Source organism: Pseudomonas sp. E315 (assembly GCF_055406205.1).
In genome coordinates this window covers 1-13,807 of record NZ_JBUZPJ010000015.1, presented here as the reverse complement: position 1 = coordinate 13,807, position 13,807 = coordinate 1, and the positions used below count along the sequence as shown (strand labels likewise).

Genomic DNA, 13,807 nt, shown 5'->3' with positions numbered 1-13,807 from the left:
ATGTGTCATGATGCCCGGACCGCAGGTAAGTCGCCCTTCTTATATATGAATAGATCCTCCGCGTTACTCCTTGCTCTCGTCTTTCTCAGTGGCTGCCAGGCCTTGGCCCCCACGTCCCCGGATGACTCGTCGCCGGTCGAAGACGCCACCCCCGCCCCGCAAAAGCCCACGGTCTACAGCTCGTTCAGCCAAGATACGCTGTATAGCCTGCTGAGCGCTGAGCTGGCCGGCCAACGTAATCGCCTGGATATCGCCCTTGATAACTACGTGACCCAAGCGATCAACACCCAAGACCCGGGCGTTTCTGAGCGTGCGCTGCGCATAGCGGAGTATTTGGGTGCTGACCAGGCCGCGCTGGATACGGCGCTAATTTGGGCCAAAAACGCGCCGGACGACCTTGAGGCACAACGTGCAGCGGCCATTCAATTAGCGCGCAACGGTCGCTACGACGATTCCATCGTGTACATGGAAAAAGTCCTGCAGGCCAAAGGCGATACACACTTTGATTTCCTCGCCTTGTCTGCGATCGAAACTGACGCCGATACGCGCAACGGCCTGCTGAAAAACTTTGATCGCTTGCTCGCTAAATACCCAGATAACGGCCAGCTGATTTTCGGCAAGGCCTTGCTGATGCAACAAGACGGCGATGCCGAAGGCGCGCTGCGATTGCTGGAAAAAAACCCGCCTCAAGATGGCGAAATAGCGCCCACCCTGCTGCGCGCACGCTTACTGCAAAGCCTGAATCGCGGTGATGAAGCCCTGCCACTGCTGCAAAAAACCATTCGCCAATACCCGGACGACAAACGTCTTGCTCTGACCTATGCCCGCACGCTGGTCGAACAAAACCGTATGGATGAAGCTAAAACTCAGTTCGCCAGCCTGGTTCAGCAATACCCGGAAGACGACGAACTGCTTTTTTCTCTGGCGCTGGTGTGTCTTGAAGGCAAGTCCTGGGATGAAGCGCAAGGGTATTTGGAAGAGCTGATTGAGCGCGACAGCCATGTCGATTCGGCGCATTTAAACCTTGGGCGCATTGCCGAAGAGCGAGATGACCCGCAAGGTGCGCTGATCGAATACGCACTCGTAGGGCCAGGCAACGATTATTTGCCAGCCCAGTTGCGTCAGGCCGATATTTTAATGAGCCATGGCCGCAGCGCAGAAGCCTCCAGTAAATTAGCCGCAGCTCGAGACGCACAGCCTGATTACGCCATCCAGCTGTACCTGATTGAAGCCGAAACACTGGGCGCAAATGATCAGACCGACTCAGCCTGGAATGTTCTTCAGCAAGCATTGAAGCTCTACCCGGACGATCTCAACCTGCTTTATTCGCGCGCCATGCTGGCCGAAAAACGTAACGACCTGGACCAAATGGAGCGTGATTTACGCGCCATTATTCAGCGCGAACCCGACAACGCTATGGCATTGAACGCGCTGGGCTACACCTTGTCAGACCGAACAACGCGTTACGCCGAAGCCAAAACATTGATCCAACAGGCCTACGATTTAAACCCGCAAGACCCGGCAGTGCTCGACAGCTTGGGGTGGGTAAATTTCCGCCTTGGTAATTTGGATGAGGCTGAACGCTTGCTGCGCCAAGCGCTGGAGCGCTTCCCCGATCAGGAAGTTGCCGCTCACTTGGGCGAAGTGCTGTGGGCCAACGGCAAGCAGCGTGAAGCCAAGCAAATCTGGGGCAAGTTTCTTAAAGAAAACCCCGACAGCCCTATTCTGCGCAAAACCGTCTTGCGCTTGACCGGATCTGAGACTCTTTAAATCATGCGTTTTCGTCACCTGCGACACATTATTGCTTTTAGCCTGATCGCCCTGCTCGCAGGTTGCTCGATGTTTGGCGCCCGCGAATCGGTTGAAGGCCACGGCAGTCCGGCCTTATGGTCAGAGCACAAACAACAACTGACCCAACTGGACGGCTGGCAAATAAACGGCAAAGTTGGCATTCGCGCCCCTAAAGATTCGGGCAGTGCCACACTGTTTTGGCTGCAACGTCAGGATTATTACGACATTCGTCTTTCCGGGCCGCTAGGCCGAGGTGCCGCGCGGCTAACCGGTCGCCCAGGCAATGTCAGCCTTGAAGTCGCCAATCAGGGCCGCTATGAAGCGCCAACACCTGAAGCATTATTAGGCGAACAACTGGGTTGGAGCTTGCCGGTATCGCACCTGATCTGGTGGGTTCGTGGCCTGCCTGCACCTGACAGCAAAAGCCGCGTCACACTGAACGCGGATAGCCGCCTAGCCAATCTGGAACAGGATGGCTGGAAAATTGAATATTTAAGCTATGTCGAGCAAAACGGCTTCTGGCTGCCTGAGCGCATCAAGCTGCACGGCACAGAACTGGACATCACGCTGGTCGTAAAAGATTGGCAACCTCGTCAGTTGGGACAATGACATGCAAAAAGCACCTCTGATTTTGCCCTCCCCGGCAAAATTAAACTTGATGCTTCACATTCTTGGCCGTCGAGAAGATGGCTACCACGAGCTGCAAACGTTGTTTCAATTTCTCGATTACGGCGATGAAATGACGTTTTCGGTACGTGAAGACGGAAAAATCTGTCTACATACCGAGTTTGCAGGCGTGCCTCATGATCAAAACCTGATTGTGAAAGCAGCCAAAAAACTTCAGCAGCAATCCGGCTGCCCCCTCGGCATTGATATCTGGATTAAAAAAGTGCTGCCTATGGGCGGCGGTATCGGCGGCGGCAGCTCCAATGCTGCGACAACATTGCTGGGGCTCAACCATCTTTGGCAATTGGGCTGGGACCAAGACCGCCTCGCCACTCTGGGCCTGAGTTTAGGCGCTGACGTTCCCGTTTTCGTGCGCGGACACGCAGCTTTCGCTGAAGGTGTGGGCGAGATTCTTACACCTGTTGAACCAGAAGAACCTTGGTATTTGGTACTTGTTCCGCAAGTCGCTGTAAGTACAGCAGAAATTTTTTCACATCCTTTGTTGACACGTGACTCTTTGCCCATTAAAGTGCGCCCCGTTCCCAAGGGAAACAGCCGAAACGACTGCCAAGCAGTGGTAACGGAGCTTTACCCAGATGTACGTAAGGCTTTGAATTTGTTAGGTAAATATACCGAAGCAAAATTAACTGGAACTGGAAGTTGTATATTTGGGGCCTTCCCAAACGAAGCAGATGCTGATAAAGTGCTGCACCTTCTTACAGAGACCCTTACAGGGTTTGTAGCTAAAGGAAGCAACGTTTCGATGTTGCATCGCAAACTACAAGATCTGTAAAAGGAAACGGGTACACGGTACTCGTAGCAACAGATACAGGGGCGTCGCCAAGCGGTAAGGCAGCAGGTTTTGATCCTGCCATGCGTTGGTTCGAATCCAGCCGCCCCTGCCATTTCTTATACTCATCCAGGTTACCCTCAGCCTTCAGGTACTGCGCGTGTCCAAGATGATGGTCTTTACGGGGAACGCTAACCCCGATCTGGCTCGGCGTGTCGTACGTCAGCTGCATATCCCACTCGGTGACATTTCTGTCGGTAAGTTTTCCGACGGCGAGATTACCGCTGAGATTAATGAAAATGTCCGCGGTAAAGACGTTTTCATCATTCAGCCGACTTGTGCTCCGACCAACGATAACCTGATGGAACTCGTCGTGATGGCTGATGCCTTCCGCCGCTCCTCAGCTACTCGTATTACTGCTGTTATTCCTTACTTTGGTTATGCCCGTCAGGATCGCCGTCCGCGTTCTGCACGTGTGGCTATCAGCGCAAAAGTTGTTGCTGACATGCTTACCGTAGTCGGCATCGATCGTGTTCTCACGGTTGATTTGCATGCTGACCAAATTCAGGGCTTCTTCGATATTCCTGTAGATAACATCTATGGCTCCCCAGTTTTGGTGGATGACATCGAAGATCAGCGCTTTGAGAACCTTATGATTGTGTCCCCGGATATCGGCGGCGTCGTGCGTGCACGTGCTGTTGCCAAGTCCTTGGGCGTCGATCTGGGGATCATCGACAAACGCCGTGAGAAAGCCAATCACTCGGAAGTGATGCATATCATCGGTGATGTTGAAGGGCGTACCTGTATTTTGGTTGATGACATGGTCGATACCGCCGGCACTCTGTGCCATGCGGCAAAGGCCCTGAAAGAGCATGGCGCTTCCAAAGTGTTCGCCTACTGCACACACCCTGTGCTGTCGGGTCGGGCAATCGAGAATATCGAAAATTCCATGCTGGATGAGCTGGTGGTGACTAACACCATTCCGCTGTCCGCAGCTGCACAAGCCTGTTCGCGTATCCGTCAATTGGATATCGCACCGGTTGTGGCTGAAGCGGTTCGCCGCATCAGCAATGAAGAATCGATCAGTGCGATGTTCCGTTAAGGGCCCTGCCCTTTTCTGATGTCACGCTGACGAAAAGCGCCCCGCCCCAACAACCCGTTGGGGCGGGGCTTTTTTGCCCATACCGTCCATAGCGCTGGTCGCAAACGCTAGGTCGGATGTGGTTATTTTGGAGATACAACATGAACGATTTTACTCTGAATGCTGAAGTGCGTTCCGACCTGGGGAAAGGTGCGAGCCGCCGCCTGCGTCGTCTCGCAAGCCTGGTTCCAGCTGTAGTTTACGGTGGCGACAAAGCCCCTGAATCCATCAGCATGCTGGCTAAAGAAGTTGCCAAACTGCTCGAAAACGAAGCTGCTTACAGCCACGTTATCGAATTGACCGTTGGCGGCGTTAAGCAAAACGTAATCATCAAAGCTCTGCAACGTCACCCGGCTAAAGGCCACGTGATGCACGCTGACTTTGTACGCGTTGTTGCTGGTCAGAAGCTGACTGCACACGTTCCAGTGCACTTGATCAACGAAGCAGCACCGATCAAGAAAGGCGGCGAAATCTTCCGCGCTACCACCGAGCTGGAAGTTTCTTGCCTGCCGAAAGACCTGCCTGAGTTCATCGAAGTCGACATGGCTGAGACTGATGTTGGTAGCGTAATTCACCTGTCTGACCTCAAAGCCCCTAAAGGCGTTGAGTTCGTAGCTCTGGCACACGGTAACGACTTGGCAATTGCCAACGTTCACGCTCCACGTGTTGCACCAGAAGACACCGCAGCAGAGTAATTCATTACTCTGTTGTTGGAGTTTTGAGAAACATCGCGAGCTAACACGCAGCGAGTAAAGCGGACAAGATCGCGAAGTTTACTCACGTAAACCCGCATTTTTGTCCGTTTTCGCCGCTAACCGTTAGCGGCGATGTTATCCACAACTCCATAGAAGGGCCCTTGTCGTGACCGCCATAAAACTGATCGTTGGCCTGGGAAATCCAGGCACCGAATACGAACAGACCCGGCATAACGCAGGGGCCCTTTTTGTTGAGCGTCTCGCGTCGGCAAACGGGGTAAACCTCGCTGCGGACCGCAAGTATTTTGGCCTGACCGGGCGTTTCAGTCATCAGGGTCAGGATGTTCGTCTGCTGATTCCCACCACCTATATGAACCGAAGCGGCCAAGCCGTTGCGGCGCTTGCCGGTTTCTACCGCATTGCGCCTGAATCCATATTGGTGGCCCACGACGAACTCGATCTCCCACCGGGTGTTGCCAAGCTAAAGCTGGGCGGCGGTCATGGAGGTCACAACGGGTTGCGCGACATCATCGCCCAACTGGGAAACAACAATAATTTCTACCGTCTGCGGCTAGGCATTGGCCACCCAGGCGTCGCCAGCATGGTGTCCAACTTTGTTCTGGGTCGAGCGCCTCGCGCCGAACAGGAAAAACTGGACGCCAGCATCGATTTTGCCCTCGGCGTGCTGCCGGATATCCTCGCCGGGGAATGGAACCGTGCGATGAAAAACCTGCACAGCCAGAAGGCCTGACTCTACTCCTCGGGGAAAACACCATGGGATTTAACTGCGGCATCGTCGGCCTGCCTAACGTCGGCAAGTCCACCCTGTTCAACGCCCTGACCAAATCAGGTATTGCGGCTGAGAACTTCCCCTTCTGCACGATCGAACCGAACACCGGTATCGTGCCGATGCCCGACCCACGTCTGGACGCGCTGGCTGCCATCGTTAAACCTCAGCGCATCTTGCCAACCACCATGGAGTTCGTTGATATCGCAGGCCTTGTGGCCGGCGCATCCAAAGGTGAAGGCCTGGGCAACAAGTTTTTGGCCAACATCCGCGAGACCGATGCTATCGCTCACGTGGTCCGCTGCTTTGAAGACGAAAACGTTATCCACGTTTCCAACAGCGTTGACCCAAAGCGTGACATCGAAATCATCGACCTTGAGCTGATCTTCGCCGACCTCGACAGCTGCGAAAAGCAACTGCAAAAAGTCGCGCGTAACGCCAAAGGCGGCGACAAAGACGCAGTCGCTCAAAAAGCTCTGCTGGAACAGCTGATTGCTCACTTCACTTTGGGCAAACCGGCACGCAGCCTGATCAAAAACATGGACGCCGATGAGAAGCAAATCATCAAAGGCTTCCACCTTCTGACCACCAAGCCTGTGATGTACATCGCCAACGTGGCTGAAGACGGTTTCGAAAACAACCCGTTGCTCGACGTGGTAAAGGCCATTGCCGAAGAAGAAGGCGCAATCGTGGTTCCGGTCTGTAACAAGATCGAAGCTGAAATTGCCGAGCTTGACGACGGCGAAGAAAAGGACATGTTCCTTGAAGCGTTGGGCCTTGAAGAACCAGGTCTGAACCGCGTTATCCGTGCCGGTTACGAAATGCTTGACCTGCAAACCTACTTCACTGCTGGCGTTCAAGAAGTACGCGCTTGGACAGTTAAAGTAGGCGCTACCGCTCCGCAAGCAGCCGGTGTTATCCACACCGACTTCGAAAAAGGCTTCATCCGCGCCGAAGTCATCGCCTACGACGATTTCATCCAGTACAAGGGTGAAGCTGGCGCGAAAGAAGCCGGTAAATGGCGTCTGGAAGGCAAGGAATACATCGTTAAAGATGGCGACGTTCTGCACTTCCGCTTCAACGTATAAATGGCGATTGAGTGCATTTGAGCCTGCTGTATTAAGCCTCAGACAACACTGAACCCGCACAGCAAAAGCCCATCACCGCCCCCTACTTGTTTGGGGTCGGTGATGGGCTTTTTTGTTTCAGTGCTGCTCAGTAGTTGCACGCTGTGTCGATAAACACTCCCGCACTGTGGGAACAGAAAAGCTTTCGCTAGTGCTTGCTACCCGACAGCACCGGGTAGGGGGACCGAATCATTCCTCAAGCCCTCCAAATACGCCAGACGATTTTCCTTGTGGATACGTTGGGTGGCGGTTCGATCTGGGTAGCAACGCATAAACATGTTGGTGAAGTGCTCACCATAATGAATACGTTCTTTGCTGCCCGGCTCCGACAACGGGTAAGCAGATGCTTTAAAGGCAGGCTCATGAAAATAAGCGCAGGCAAAACGCTCGCGGGTGTTGAGCTTAACCTTGTGCGGCGTGGAAAGTAGCTGGCCGCCAGTCATGAACTGCATGATATCGCCCGGAAAAACCGTCCACACCCGAGCCGTGGGTGTCACGTAAGTCCAAGGTTCGTCGTGCTCAAACATCCCGGCAGAACTTTCACCAGGCACCCAGTTACGATTGCGCTTCTCTCCCTCCACCGGAGGGCGAATGTACAAACCACCCACATCGTCCTGAGTGGCAATAACCAACAATCCATAGTCAGTGTGTGCACCAATACCGCGCGACAGTGTGGATGTTTGGGGCGGGAAGCGCAGCACACGCATGTGATGCCAACCATCATGCGTTAAATCAGTGAATGTGTTGATGGGCAACTCAAGGCCGAGCGCCGTCAGTTTGAGCAGCCGCTCGCCCGCTAGACCAAGTGCCTGCATAAAGGCTTCCATGCTTTTTTGATAGGTATCACTGGGCCAAGGCACTGGACCGTGGCAAGGCCAACCGGCACTTACACGCGGATCACTTTGCGGCACATCTTTGCAGACAGTAAATATTTCAGGATTATCAGGTTTACCGGCGGTGACTTCTTCGCCTGAAGCCACATAACCGCTGTAGGTCAGATCGCTAACACAGCGACTCTTGAAAGCCAGCGGCTGCTGGCAAAACTGCTTGCTAGCGGCCATAGCCTCCTGAGTTGCTCGATCCTGCTCACTGTCGGTTTTGATTTGAAAGATGCCATCTTTTTGCCAAGCCTTAATCAGCGCTCTTCCCAGCAAAATGTCTGCGGTGCTGCCCGTGACCTCTGTAGGCAACTCGAAAGTCTGTAGATTGGTCATGCTCGTCTCCTTTTTATCCATATAAAGGGACGAATGCTCACTCTAAACGGCGCCAAGCAAAAATGCTAAAGCGACGAAAAACCACCATGCCGTTAAGGCACGAACCATGAGCGTCCTTGCTCCCCCAAACCGTTGGGGTAAAACCCACTGTAGTAGACGGCCATGCAATATGAGCGGGCAGGCTCAACAAGCAGACAAGCGGCAATAGGTAGGCAACAGTGCAGGCCTAAAACATTAGCCCGCATTGTTGATCGGCTAAGGTCTATGGTTACAAGCATTCAATCGAATAGAGGGAGCTTCAATGATTCCCCGCGCCAACGTTCTCGTAAGCTACAAAAACTCACTGCTCGACAAGATCAAAACCCGCTGGGCTTCAGGCTGGCGTGACGCCCTCGCCTCTGCCATCGCGGCAGCATTGGCCTGGGTGTTAGCCAAACACCTGTTTGGCCACGCTCACCCTGTATTTGCCGCTATCAGCGCTGTGGTTTGCTTGGCGCCCGGCCTGCCGAGTCATGGCAAGCAAGCTGTGGGGCTGATGGTCGGCGTTGCCACCGGGATTATGGTCGGGGAAGCGGCCCTTTGGCTTCCAGACAGCTACCCATTGCTGCGCATCGGTTTTGCGACCTTCTCAGCCATCGCTATCGCAGCCCTGTATGGCTTGGGAGCAGTGGTGCCGATTCAGGCGGGTGTGTCGGCTGTTCTGATGCTGGCAGTCGGCCCAGAAAGCGCTGGCGTCGTGCGCATGCTGGACGTGTTGGTCGGGGCTGGCGTCGGGTTGGTGTTTAGCCAAGTGCTGCTCACCCCAAACCCTATTGGCATCATTGATAGCTCAGCCAAAGACTTGCTGGAAAAGCTCGCCAAAGGGTTCGGTAAAAACCTTCAGGCACTTGAAGAAAACGATCAGGGCAAAGCGCAAAACGCTGTGCTGATCTTCTCCCGTGCCCACGACAGCCTGATCGCCCTGGAGACCGGGATCAACAGCGCACGCAATACGGCGCGCTGGACGTTACGCGGACGTTTTGTGTCCAGCGAGGTCAAGGACATTGCCCGTCGTTACGAGCGACACGCGGTGCGCCTGTATGCCAGTTCTCTGCTATTTGCTGAAGCCTTCGCTGATGCCTTGCGCAAGGAACAAGGCCCGCCGCCAGCCTCGCTGCATGAGCGGCTAGCAAGTGTAGCCTCAGGGTGTGCCGCGATCGCCGACGGCAATGAGCGTCCAGTGCTGCTGCCCGTAGCGCCCATCGAAGTGGCTGACGCCGTGTCTGCGCCTTGGCAACTGTGCTTACAACACTTGAGCACCGTCGAAAGCGCCTTGCTGACCTTTGGTTTTTCTACCCAAAAAGAGCCGCCTGCTGTGTAGGTGCGAACGGGCTCACACCTACACCGACTGCGTTAAACCTTTTTGGTGCGCGGCAAGAAAATCGCAAGCACACCAAAGAGTGGCAGGTACGAGCACAGGCTGTAGACGTATTCGATGCCGTGAATATCAGCCAAATGGCCGAGCAACGCGGCGCCAATCCCGCCAAAGCCAAACATCAGACCAAAGAAGATCCCTGCGATCATCCCAACATTGCCGGGCACCAGTTCTTGCGCGTACACCACAATCGCTGAAAACGCCGAGGCCAGAATGAAGCCAATAATCACACTCAGCACGCTGGTCCAAAACAGGTCAACGTAAGGCAGCAACAGCGTGAATGGCGCCACACCCAAAATCGAAAACCAGATCACGGCCTTACGCCCGATACGGTCACCGATAGGGCCGCCAAAGAATGTTCCCGCCGCCACAGCTCCCAAGAACAGGAACAAATACATCTGTGAACTGGCGATCGACACGTCGAACTTTTCGATCAAGAAAAACGTGTAATAGCTGGTCAGGCTCGCCATGTAGAAATACTTGGAGAACACCAACAAACCGAGCACCACCAATGCAGTGAGCACACGCTGCTTGGACAGGCCGTGAGTAGCTTTTTGCCCTGCTTTGAGCTTGAACAGGTTTAAGTGGCTGCGATACCAGCGGCTGATGGCGTACAGCAGCACTACAGCAAACAGCGCGAACAAGCCGAACCATGCGACGTTGCCTTGGCCGAAGGGAATGATAATTGCCGCGGCCAGCAAGGGGCCAAATGCAGACCCCGCATTACCGCCCACTTGAAAGGTTGATTGCGCAAAGCCGTAACGTCCGCCCGAAGCCAGTCTGGCCACGCGCGATGCTTCCGGGTGAAACGTAGAAGAACCAATCCCCACCAGCGCCGCGGCCAGCAGGATCAAAGGGAAACTGCCCACTTGAGACAGCATTAAAATCCCGATCAGGGTGCAGACCATGCCTGCGGGCAGTAACAAGGGATTGGGATGACGGTCGGTGTAGTAACCCACCCACGGCTGTAACAGCGAAGCGGTTAGCTGAAACGTTAGCGTGATCAGGCCAATCTGAGTAAAGGTCAGATCGTATTTGGCCTTGAGCATTGGATAGATCGACGGCAGAACAGCCTGGATCAGGTCATTAATCAGGTGAGCCAGCGCTACCGCACCAATAATACGCAGGACTAACGGACTGGTTTGCGGCGCCTGAGAAGCAGACGTTGTTTTTGTTTGAGCATTGCTAAGAGCCATAACGGTTTCCGAACATCAGGTGAATGCGCACTTGCAGGTGCGCCAATGTGCCATTTTTTTACAAGATATTGCCATCCAAAGGCCGGAAAACCTTAAGCGTTTGATAGAACAAAGATTTTTTAAGATATTTGCTTGACACAAGCTCAGTACGAGGGAATAATGCGCGCCATTGGCTACATAGCTCAGTTGGTTAGAGCATAGCATTCATAATGCTGGGGTCCGGGGTTCAAGTCCCTGTGTAGCCACCAAACGCTTGTTTACAGATGTCTCCATGAGTCTATAAACAGTACAAGAAGCCCGCCTAGTGCGGGCTTTCTTGTATCTGGGGGTTTCTCCTTGTCTCCCCCTATACCTTCCCTCCGTGTATCCCCCTGTGTATCCTCGACAAATAATTGAACCGAGGGGATACAAGCCGAAATGAAGCGATCCGAGATAAAACGCCGCCCCCTTTCCGACACCGCATTGGCCGGCCTGGAACCTGATGCCAGCGAGTATCGCGAGCTGGACGGGAGCGGCCTTTATTTCCGCGTGAAGCCTGATGGCCAAAAGTCCTGGCAGCTTCGTTACAAGAAGCCAGACGGGAAATGGTCATGGCTCGGGCTCGGTGGTTACCCCGAGGTGAGCGGATCAGTCGCTAGGCAGAAAGCTGCCGAATTGCGCAGCGACGCCGCCGGCGGCAAAAACCCGATCGTTACCAAGCAGGCTCGCAAAAAAGCAGAGAGGGATATTGCCGGCGAGACATTCGAGCCATTGGCGAGAGAGTGGTACACCTCGCGTCTAACCAACTGGGATGCGGGTACCGCCAAGCGAATAATCGGCGCCTTGGAACGTCACGTATTCCCGGTGTTCGGCAAGCGCCCCTATGCCGACATCACTCCGCTTGAGTGGATGGAGTTTCTGCGCGGCATGGAGCAACAGGGAATCCTCGAGCAAATGAGCCGAGTGCGCTTCTACTGCCGAGACGCCTACGACTTGGCCAGGGTAACCGGCCGGGCAACCCACAACCCGCTTGAGGGCCTGCAAAAATACCTCCAGTCCGGCAAGGCCGAGAACTATGCCCACGTCTCACCTGACGAGCTCCCGGGCCTGATCCGTGCCATTGCTGCCTATCCGCACGCCCACGATGTGCGCCTCGGTCTGCGCCTGCTAAGCCTGTTTGCCGTGCGCCCTAGCGAGCTGCGCGAGGCCCGGTGGTCGGAGTTCGATTTCACCAAAAAACTCTGGACGATCCCAGTCGAGCGCAAAGGCCGCAAAAAGGGACTTGAGCACCTAGTGCCACTGTCGTCTCAGGCGATCGAGGCGCTGGAGGAACTGCGCCAGTACACCGGCAGCTATCCCCTTCTGTTCCCCGGCCGTAGCGACCACACTAAGCCACGTAGTGACGCCGTATTTCTCATGGCGCTGCGCCGTATGGGATATGAGGGCCGACAAACAGGTCACGGTTTCCGGCATATCGCGTCGACAGTGCTCAACGAGAACGGGTTCGACGAGAACCACGTCGAGGCCCAGCTATCGCACAAAAAACCAGGTGTTGCTGGCGTCTACAACAAGGCCCAGTACCTGCCGCAGCGCAAAGTGATGATGCAATGGTATGCGAACTACCTTGATGGCCTTGCAGGCGGCGTAATAGTGCAAGGAAACTTCGGGCAAAGGGCCTGAGCCGGGCCTTCCAAGGTACTCGTAGACACATATAGACTGAAGTCTAACGCTGTTCAATTGCAGGCGATCAGACACACACAATATGTTGGCCCGCATAGCCGCACGGGGAGAGAAGTCCCCCCATACGGCCAGTCGGCGTGTCATTACAGGGTGACGGGATAGGGGTTGATCATGGAAACGGATAAAGAGTTTGATGCCTTTACCGACGAGGCTCCGTTCAAGCCAATATGGCGGCTGCCCGTTATGCAAGCACGCGCCAGGCTGGTACTTGCGAACCGATCAGAACATGAGATCAGAGTAGCCGCCTCTACTATCGAGTGGCTCACCAACGAATATTTTGAAAAAGAGAAATAATCTTGGATCACCCACCAAGTGAAAACCAATGGCTCAATACTCCGTGATCCCCCCGAGGAGGACCGGACGGAATATGGATTGGGAACGCTGGTCGATCAAAACCCTGACATCATTTCTGATGAGTTCGACTTTCCGAATGAAGAGAACACTACCCGCCTAGAGGCACTGGAGGATAGTTTAAAAGGAGTCGACCTTGATGATGAGAATTTCCCTGACGCAAAACCCTATGAATACTTCGCAGTTGTCAGGCACTGGTTTCCACCTGGATTTACAAGGTTTTGTATCGCATCGAGTACTATCCACATCCGCAGTTACTGCATTACTCGACAGTCATGTCAATCAGTCAATGGGGATTGGATGAGCACTCAAAAATGTGAATTGGTTCACTTAACGCTTTTCAAACACGGTGCGAAGTCATTTTTGGCCGCGCTGGATGACGCGGGTATTCCTCATGGCCCCGTCCGTATGTACTCAAGCTCTCCTAAAAACTCAGGGCTTGTCGAAGCAATTACAGCTCTATCTGACGCGATGCCTTGGAATGCAATAGCGAAGGTAATAATTGCATGGATTGATGCAAGAAAAAGTAGAGAAGTAATCATCTATACAGAGGGTGGTGAGTCTTTCCATGCAAAGGGCTACTCAGCATCTGATGTTCAAAAGCTACTCCAGATTTCCACGAACGTTGCCATCATTGATACCAAGCCTGCTGATGAGCAATGACGGTTTGCCCTGCTTGAATCGTCCCTAGTTTCGAAGATGCCTCGAACGGCTGCAAAGGGTCGAAACCTGCCGGTATCTAAACAGGTATCCACGGGTTGGTGTTGGTCCGCGGTGGATACCTCGGCGGTGACCAGGTGTGGTGACCGCCATAAGTTGTAGAAGTTCAGACTTGATCTGACAGTTACCGGATTTGCGGTCATGACTGTCAGGTCAAATTCAGTTGATCATCTTGGCCTGCCAGATTTTCTTTCCG

The 13,807-nt window shown here is 54.0% G+C and carries 13 protein-coding genes and 2 tRNA genes; 13 read left to right on the top strand and 2 right to left on the bottom strand.

What is annotated here, in order from left to right; genetic code table 11:
• The first annotated feature begins 45 nt into the window (after positions 1 to 45).
• From ACZRJQ_RS18460 to ychF, 8 genes are all read left to right on the top strand, one after another.
• The gene (locus ACZRJQ_RS18460; RefSeq protein WP_463979769.1) at positions 46 to 1,770 is read left to right on the top strand and encodes a tetratricopeptide repeat protein; all 1,725 of its coding nucleotides are present in this window, start codon (positions 46 to 48) and stop codon (positions 1,768 to 1,770) included.
• Positions 1,771 to 1,773: 3 nt separating this feature from the next.
• Positions 1,774 to 2,400, top strand: coding sequence for a lipoprotein insertase outer membrane protein LolB (gene lolB / locus ACZRJQ_RS18455; protein ID WP_463979768.1), 627 nt, complete (start codon positions 1,774 to 1,776; stop codon positions 2,398 to 2,400).
• A gap of 1 nt (position 2,401) precedes the next feature.
• On the top strand, positions 2,402 to 3,250 hold the full coding sequence (gene ispE / locus ACZRJQ_RS18450) for a 4-(cytidine 5'-diphospho)-2-C-methyl-D-erythritol kinase (RefSeq protein WP_463979767.1): 849 nt from the start codon (positions 2,402 to 2,404) through the stop codon (positions 3,248 to 3,250).
• 37 nt (positions 3,251 to 3,287) lie between these two features.
• Positions 3,288 to 3,362: transfer RNA gene (locus ACZRJQ_RS18445), tRNA-Gln, on the top strand.
• A gap of 45 nt (positions 3,363 to 3,407) precedes the next feature.
• On the top strand, positions 3,408 to 4,349 hold the full coding sequence (locus tag ACZRJQ_RS18440) for a ribose-phosphate pyrophosphokinase (RefSeq protein WP_019825119.1): 942 nt from the start codon (positions 3,408 to 3,410) through the stop codon (positions 4,347 to 4,349).
• 140 nt (positions 4,350 to 4,489) lie between these two features.
• On the top strand, positions 4,490 to 5,083 hold the full coding sequence (locus ACZRJQ_RS18435; protein ID WP_463979766.1) for a 50S ribosomal protein L25/general stress protein Ctc: 594 nt from the start codon (positions 4,490 to 4,492) through the stop codon (positions 5,081 to 5,083).
• A 166-nt stretch (positions 5,084 to 5,249) separates the two neighbouring features.
• A complete protein-coding gene (gene pth, locus ACZRJQ_RS18430) occupies positions 5,250 to 5,834 on the top strand; it encodes an aminoacyl-tRNA hydrolase (protein ID WP_463979765.1) in 585 nt (194 codons plus the stop codon).
• A 23-nt stretch (positions 5,835 to 5,857) separates the two neighbouring features.
• A complete protein-coding gene (gene ychF / locus ACZRJQ_RS18425; RefSeq protein WP_463979764.1) occupies positions 5,858 to 6,958 on the top strand; it encodes a redox-regulated ATPase YchF in 1,101 nt (366 codons plus the stop codon).
• A 197-nt stretch (positions 6,959 to 7,155) separates the two neighbouring features.
• Here ychF and ACZRJQ_RS18420 read toward each other — a convergent pair whose 3' ends face one another.
• Positions 7,156 to 8,211 (bottom strand): 2OG-Fe(II) oxygenase family protein, encoded by a 1,056-nt coding sequence (locus tag ACZRJQ_RS18420; protein WP_463979763.1) that lies wholly within the window; start codon positions 8,209 to 8,211, stop codon positions 7,156 to 7,158.
• Positions 8,212 to 8,512: 301 nt separating this feature from the next.
• Between ACZRJQ_RS18420 and ACZRJQ_RS18415 the strand changes: the two genes are divergently transcribed.
• Entirely contained in the window at positions 8,513 to 9,571 is a 1,059-nt protein-coding gene (locus tag ACZRJQ_RS18415) for an FUSC family protein (RefSeq protein WP_463979762.1), read from the top strand.
• A gap of 32 nt (positions 9,572 to 9,603) precedes the next feature.
• On the opposite strand, the gene ACZRJQ_RS18410 is transcribed toward ACZRJQ_RS18415, so the two are convergent.
• On the bottom strand, positions 9,604 to 10,821 hold the full coding sequence (locus ACZRJQ_RS18410) for an MFS transporter (protein WP_463979761.1): 1,218 nt from the start codon (positions 10,819 to 10,821) through the stop codon (positions 9,604 to 9,606).
• A 171-nt stretch (positions 10,822 to 10,992) separates the two neighbouring features.
• On the opposite strand from ACZRJQ_RS18410, the gene ACZRJQ_RS18405 reads away from it, so the two are divergent.
• The 4 genes from ACZRJQ_RS18405 (at position 10,993) to ACZRJQ_RS18390 (ending at position 13,554) form a co-directional block, all read left to right on the top strand.
• Positions 10,993 to 11,069 (top strand) — tRNA-Met (locus tag ACZRJQ_RS18405).
• Positions 11,070 to 11,238: 169 nt separating this feature from the next.
• Positions 11,239 to 12,480: a tyrosine-type recombinase/integrase gene (locus ACZRJQ_RS18400; RefSeq protein ID WP_463979760.1), complete on the top strand. Its 1,242-nt coding sequence runs from the start codon at positions 11,239 to 11,241 to the stop codon at positions 12,478 to 12,480.
• Between the two features lie 171 nt (positions 12,481 to 12,651).
• On the top strand, positions 12,652 to 12,834 hold the full coding sequence (locus tag ACZRJQ_RS18395; RefSeq protein WP_463979759.1) for a hypothetical protein: 183 nt from the start codon (positions 12,652 to 12,654) through the stop codon (positions 12,832 to 12,834).
• A gap of 78 nt (positions 12,835 to 12,912) precedes the next feature.
• Complete coding sequence (locus ACZRJQ_RS18390) at positions 12,913 to 13,554, top strand: hypothetical protein (RefSeq protein ID WP_463979758.1); 642 nt, start codon at positions 12,913 to 12,915, stop codon at positions 13,552 to 13,554.
• The last annotated feature ends 253 nt before the right edge of the window (positions 13,555 to 13,807 follow it).

Bases quoted from the DNA above. Each gene is read 5' to 3' on its own strand.
- ispE (WP_463979767.1), top strand. From the start codon at position 2,402: ATGCAAAAAGCACCTCTGATTTTGCCCTCCCCGGCAAAATTAAACTTG.
- ACZRJQ_RS18435 (WP_463979766.1), top strand. From the start codon at position 4,490: ATGAACGATTTTACTCTGAATGCTGAAGTGCGTTCCGACCTGGGGAAA.
- ychF (WP_463979764.1), top strand. From the start codon at position 5,858: ATGGGATTTAACTGCGGCATCGTCGGCCTGCCTAACGTCGGCAAGTCC.
- ACZRJQ_RS18460 (WP_463979769.1), top strand. From the start codon at position 46: ATGAATAGATCCTCCGCGTTACTCCTTGCTCTCGTCTTTCTCAGTGGC.
- ACZRJQ_RS18420 (WP_463979763.1), bottom strand. From the start codon at position 8,211: ATGACCAATCTACAGACTTTCGAGTTGCCTACAGAGGTCACGGGCAGC.
- ACZRJQ_RS18395 (WP_463979759.1), top strand. From the start codon at position 12,652: ATGGAAACGGATAAAGAGTTTGATGCCTTTACCGACGAGGCTCCGTTC.
- lolB (WP_463979768.1), top strand. From the start codon at position 1,774: ATGCGTTTTCGTCACCTGCGACACATTATTGCTTTTAGCCTGATCGCC.
- ACZRJQ_RS18415 (WP_463979762.1), top strand. From the start codon at position 8,513: ATGATTCCCCGCGCCAACGTTCTCGTAAGCTACAAAAACTCACTGCTC.
- ACZRJQ_RS18410 (WP_463979761.1), bottom strand. From the start codon at position 10,821: ATGGCTCTTAGCAATGCTCAAACAAAAACAACGTCTGCTTCTCAGGCG.
- ACZRJQ_RS18400 (WP_463979760.1), top strand. From the start codon at position 11,239: ATGAAGCGATCCGAGATAAAACGCCGCCCCCTTTCCGACACCGCATTG.